The organism is Candidatus Anaplasma sp. TIGMIC, from assembly GCF_028204095.1.
In the GTDB taxonomy this organism is placed as follows: domain Bacteria; phylum Pseudomonadota; class Alphaproteobacteria; order Rickettsiales; family Anaplasmataceae; genus Anaplasma.
The window spans coordinates 1-5148 of record NZ_JAQLOH010000049.1; the positions used below are offsets into that span (position 1 = coordinate 1).

The 5148-nt window shown below is 45.1% G+C and carries 5 protein-coding genes and 1 tRNA gene; 4 read left to right on the forward strand and 2 right to left on the reverse strand.

Annotation, left to right across the window (positions count from 1 at the left end):
* Positions 1–109: 109 nt before the first annotated feature.
* Positions 110–1027, reverse strand: a complete 918-nt coding sequence (ftsY, locus tag PGW94_RS04300; protein WP_271758993.1) for a signal recognition particle-docking protein FtsY — start codon at positions 1025–1027, stop codon at positions 110–112.
* A 1044-nt stretch (positions 1028–2071) separates the two neighbouring features.
* Positions 2072–2455: a TraR/DksA family transcriptional regulator gene (locus PGW94_RS04305; RefSeq protein WP_333939460.1), complete on the reverse strand. Its 384-nt coding sequence runs from the start codon at positions 2453–2455 to the stop codon at positions 2072–2074.
* Between the two features lie 154 nt (positions 2456–2609).
* Here PGW94_RS04305 and PGW94_RS04310 point away from each other — a divergent pair, with 154 nt between their 5' ends.
* From PGW94_RS04310 to PGW94_RS04325, 4 genes are all read left to right on the forward strand, one after another.
* Entirely contained in the window at positions 2610–3281 is a 672-nt protein-coding gene (locus tag PGW94_RS04310; protein WP_271758997.1) for a heme exporter protein CcmB, read from the forward strand.
* Positions 3282–3314: 33 nt separating this feature from the next.
* A tRNA-Val gene (locus tag PGW94_RS04315) sits at positions 3315–3387 on the forward strand.
* An 18-nt stretch (positions 3388–3405) separates the two neighbouring features.
* The gene (locus PGW94_RS04320) at positions 3406–4314 is read left to right on the forward strand and encodes a cation diffusion facilitator family transporter (protein ID WP_271759000.1); all 909 of its coding nucleotides are present in this window, start codon (positions 3406–3408) and stop codon (positions 4312–4314) included.
* A 65-nt stretch (positions 4315–4379) separates the two neighbouring features.
* The gene (locus PGW94_RS04325) at positions 4380–4976 is read left to right on the forward strand and encodes a phospholipid-binding protein MlaC (RefSeq protein ID WP_271759002.1); all 597 of its coding nucleotides are present in this window, start codon (positions 4380–4382) and stop codon (positions 4974–4976) included.
* Positions 4977–5148 lie beyond the last annotated feature (172 nt).

The following is a 5148-nucleotide window of genomic DNA, read 5'->3' on the forward strand; positions in this document are numbered from 1 at the left end:
CGCTTCCCTCCATAGCTATAAGCATATTATCCTTAAAACCTATCCTCGGATCCTGCGTATTCCAGTAAAAATTGTTTATATGTTGCTGCTGCAACGTCTGGAGCGGCGGTCAAATATCCAGCAGACCTTTAGCAAATTCTTTCGCAGAGAAATCTGCAAAATCATCAATGCCTTCCCCCGTACCTACAGCGTGTAAAAGCATGTCGTACTTTTGTGCTATCCTTAGGAGGATACCGCCTTTGGCAGTTCCGTCCAGCTTTGTCAGTATAACACCGCTGATGGTCACAAATTTAGAAAATGTCTCAACCTGAGTAAAGGTATTTTGCCCAATGGTAGCATCCAATACTAAGACAATATCATGTGGCGCAGTTTCGTCGTGCCTGCGTATGACACGGCACACCTTGGCAAGTTCCTCCATCAGATTTTTGTTATTATGTAGTCTACCAGCGGTATCTATCAGAACGACGTCCACGCCGTCGTTGATAGCCTGCTGCACAGCCCGGTATGCAACACTAGCCGCATCAGCACCAAGCTCCCCGGCAACTATTGGACACGAGAGCCTATGAGCCCAAATCGATAATTGCTCAACGGCAGCTGCACGAAAAGTATCGCACGCGCCAAACAAAACTGTCTTGTTTTCAGTTTGAAATTTACGCGCAAGCTTAGCTATAGTAGTGGTCTTGCCACTGCCATTAACGCCGCACAACAGTATAATGTGTGGGGTGTGCTTGGTTGTTATGGGCCTAGCTTTGTCTTGCAAGAAACTTTCTATTTCCTTGGCCAACGCTTGCTTAATTTCGTCTTCCACTGCGTCACTAAACTGCATAGAAGCTACCCGTTCCGTAAAAAACGCTGCTGCTTCAGTACCCATGTCAGTTGAAATTAACAATTCTCGCAAGGATTTTAACGTCGCATGATCGACCTTTGCACCTCCCTTGAAGATGCTACGAATACCTTCACTCAACTTTGATGATGTCTTGCAAAGACTCTTCTGTAAACTACTCCAGAACCCTTCACTTTGTTTCATAAGATCGAACCCAACAACAAGACCCTAGTATCTGCATGAGTCGCCACTATCCCATCATGCACACAGAGGGCATAGCCTTGCTATTTGTGCATATAACAGCAATCCCAGTATCTGCGCATTCTAGAAGAATTGGTGCTAATGCGCAAGCTGTAAGGCCCCTTAAACTCATTGTAGTTTTGCGTAGTGTACCGTGTCTTTTTGCAATGTAAGGCAAAATTAAAGAAGTAAGAAAGCTAGATAAAAATCCTCTGGTCAAGCTATAAAAACCGGACAGTACGGCTGGGAGGACTTGTAAGACTTGTTGCGTGCCACGAATGCACACGTACCTCTGTTGTTGATAGTACAGGTTTGTGCGACACGTGGTGCATACTGGAGCTGAAGTATCCGCAACACGAACAGGCTACGGTTTCGTAGATGCACATGTTGTGGTAACGGTACTTCGACGTATGATGTTAGCATTGCATCCGTATGAATCCTGGCATCCATGTGCTGTGACTACGAAGCGCTGAAGCCCGCAGGCTAACGAGTCAGAAAATTTGCTATATGCGCTAGCGGCCATGTATTTGTCGACGTGTGTAAATACTCGACTCGCTAACACCAAGCACGCGAGCAAGTAGCCAGGAACTAGTACCTGCATTCGCAGCGTGCGTATAGTGTCTATCCGTGTCGCATTGCGAGCGTAAAGTAGCCACAGTACAAATATCCAGCAGCGTTTAGTGCATCAGCCTGCGGCTACTTGGAGAAAATTTTACCTACCGGAACAGCTGCGTAGTATGAGTTACAATGCAGGAATTAATGTAATCCCCAAAAGTACTGGCATATGGCGTAAGTGGCTATCACCGTTTGCGCAGTAGGGCGATTTCAAATCACGCAGTGTAGGATATAATAAATTTTGTACCCATGTGTTGCGCGTATTAACACAAGTATGCTTAAACGCGGGAACACGGCGCTAGTACTGAGTATGAAAGGAGCCGCATAAACGTTTGAACGGATCTTCTTGGAACCACAAGGTGAATGTAAGCTGTGAACTACACCTTCAAAACTCTACAAATCATCTTCGTCGTCATCGCCGGTATTATACAGCTTTTGCCTACGCTCACGACGTTCCTGTTCCTCTATGCAATACAAAGTTACAGGATTCGCTTTGAGCCTACCAATACCGATCTTTTCTCCAGTTTCTTCGCAATAACCGTACAGTCCTGTATCTATCCGCTGCAGTGCCTTGTCTATTTCAAGTGCAAGCTCGTCATTACGATTGCATGCCTGCAACGTGAGATCGGTATCGTACTCCCTTGTGGCCATGTCAGTTAAATCGGCATCCACATGCGATTGGAGAACTTCTTTGGTTTTTTCCTCAGACTCTCTCCTCAGCGTTTCTCTCCACTCAATAAGCTGCTTTCTGAAATACTCCAGCTGCCTGGGGTTCATGTAGTTTTCGTCATCCTCATCATCAGCTATATAGTCTTCCGGTAACACCACGCCCTCCCGAGTTAGTCACAACTGCGTCACAGATCCTAAGAATGCTTGATTAATATTTGGTGTACTACTATGCTGCAAAAAAGCGTGATGATATTTTACTAGCGTGTCGTATTTCAGAACGTTCTTGCAAGAATTGCGAGTATTCGCGTGCAAAAGCGGTAGTACCGCTCATGTTGCGGTTCTATTCACTGTGGTTATCGGAACCGCATTGTTTGTATTACCTGCAGAGTGCACTGTGAAGGTTATGCCATGTCTTTTCTGGGTGTGCAGTGTTTCTGTTATGCAGATATCCATTCGAGCTGCATTTGAAGAAGAGTACAATAGCGGCGCGCTTGAGCAAATACTTATACAATCGGATCTCCCGGAGGTGATAGTATTTTTGAAGATTCTTGCACACTGGGTGTGTGTAGCGGTGCCCATAAGCATCGTTGCAATTGTGACTGACTGCATAGTTCTGGGCGGCACAATGTCTCACGCGTTGATGCTAGGTGCAGCTCTTGCGGCGTCGTTACTTGTAGTGAATTTCATGTCAGCCGTTGGGCATACCCTGGTCCTTGGCGGAGAAGGAGGGCTTGTAATAGCGCAGTTGCTTATATTCCCGATTGTTGTTCCGGTAGTTATATATTTCCACATTTTTCTGCAGGCACTGCAAAACATAGAAGCCGCTCCCAACGGGTATATCATGGTACTGTTAGGAATGGGAATTATGTGCCTTATACCCATCAGTATATTTTTTGTGTCGTATGCTATAAAGTTGGCTCTAGAGCAAAATTGACATTCTATTGATATATCCTATCATACGATTATCGGGTGATTAGCTCAGGTGGTAGAGCGTTTGCTTGACGTGCAAAAGGCCACTGGTTCGAGTCCAGTATTACCCACTCATATTATGGTGCGTCATGACCAGTTGCGATAGTCAGTACTCTTCCGGCATGCACGTACGCATGATTGTGGCAATAGTAGTTATCTCATTCACTCTGATAGCCGAGACTATCGGCGGAGTGGTGTCAAATTCTTTGGCACTTCTCTCTGATGCTGGCCATGTACTTACCGATCTTGTTGCACTAATTCTTAGCTGTGTAGCCTTTCGATTAACTACGAAGAGTGCGGATACGCAACGTTCGTATGGGTATCACAGATTTCAGGTTATGGCTGCGTTTGTAAACGGGGTTTCATTACTCGTCATTGCGGCATTGATGACGGTTGAAGCTATACATAGGTTTATAGACCCCGTGGAGGTCGATGGGCAGCTAATGCTGTACGTAGCGGTGTTTGGATTTGTGGCTAATGTTGCAGTGTTTTTCATAATGTATAGAAAAAATGAGTGCAACCTAAATGTGCAAAGCGCCCTTCTACACGTAGTAGGGGATCTGCTTGGATCAGTTGCAGCGATTGTTTCGTCCATAGTGATTCAGCTAAGCGGCTGGCAGCTGATAGATCCACTGCTTACGGTTGCTATCAGTTTCATAATGGTATACAGCGCTTTCAGAGTTGTAAAAAACTCTAGTAACATTCTGCTAGAAGGAAAGCCCTACGATATAGATATAGAGGATGTAAAAACACACATCCTGTCGTCTGTGGCGGGCATTATTGATGTACACCACGTTCACCTATGGTCCCTGACGGCAGATTACCCAATAATGACAATGCACGTGAAGATTTCTGGTACAGAAGGCGCTCATAGCCAACCATTGTTTGTTGTTAAAACAATCAAAAAGCTTTTGCGAGAGCGTTTTGGGATAACGCACATAACCATAGAAGTTGAGACTGGTGAGTGCTCTGATGCGAACGTTGAGTCACCAGAATAACGCAGTGTTAATGTTCAGATAAGTACTGCTCATTAGCATAGTTTCACGCACTGGAGGATAAGGGCATGCGCAAACTATATGCTACTGTTAGCAGCTTGTTTTTTGCTGCAATATCATTTGTGTTTCTTTCCGCTTTTTCGAACAGCTTAAATACGTGCACCCAGCATGTAGGCATCTGTAACTTTGTTCAAGAACTCAAAACTGAAGTTTACGCCATAGTTCAGGAAAACACGGATGTTGATCGGCGGCTTGAGGAAGCTGTGCACAAGGTTCTAGATTTTCAAGAATTATCGAAGTTTGTAATGGGCAGATACTGGAAAGAAGCATCAGCGGAGCAGCGAGCGGTGTTTTCGGACAGATATGGGCGTTACATAAAGAATGTGTACGTAACACAGTTAAGAACTTTTGCACACTACAGAATGAAGATAATGTCTGTTCGTGAGCAAGATAGCGGGGAATACGCAGTGCGAGTGAGGTTCATCAATCCAGAACAGAAAGATGACTTTGTAGTTTTGGAATTTCATGTTGTTGGTGCCACAGAACCAAAAGTACGCGACATTCGCTTCAATAATTCCACAAGTGTTGCAATAAACCAGAGATCAGTAGTCGACGGCGTTATCAAAAAATACGGCATTGATGGAGCCATATCTCACTTCAAGTAAGCATGTTGCGGTTACACGAATTCCAAAGCACGCATGGGAATATGGAAGTAGGCCTGCGGGTCGCCGCAACTTTGCGGTTGTGCGGCAAGTACCTGAATTTCCTGTGTTGCGGGCGTAATATTGCATAGGAATCGCTTTCGCTCAGGCTCTTAAGGCGAGTGATCCTAAAATT

Bases quoted from the DNA above. Each gene is read 5' to 3' on its own strand.
- ftsY (WP_271758993.1), bottom strand. From the start codon at position 1,027: ATGAAACAAAGTGAAGGGTTCTGGAGTAGTTTACAGAAGAGTCTTTGC.
- PGW94_RS04325 (WP_271759002.1), top strand. From the start codon at position 4,380: ATGCGCAAACTATATGCTACTGTTAGCAGCTTGTTTTTTGCTGCAATA.
- PGW94_RS04320 (WP_271759000.1), top strand. From the start codon at position 3,406: ATGACCAGTTGCGATAGTCAGTACTCTTCCGGCATGCACGTACGCATG.
- PGW94_RS04305 (WP_333939460.1), bottom strand. From the start codon at position 2,455: ATGAACCCCAGGCAGCTGGAGTATTTCAGAAAGCAGCTTATTGAGTGG.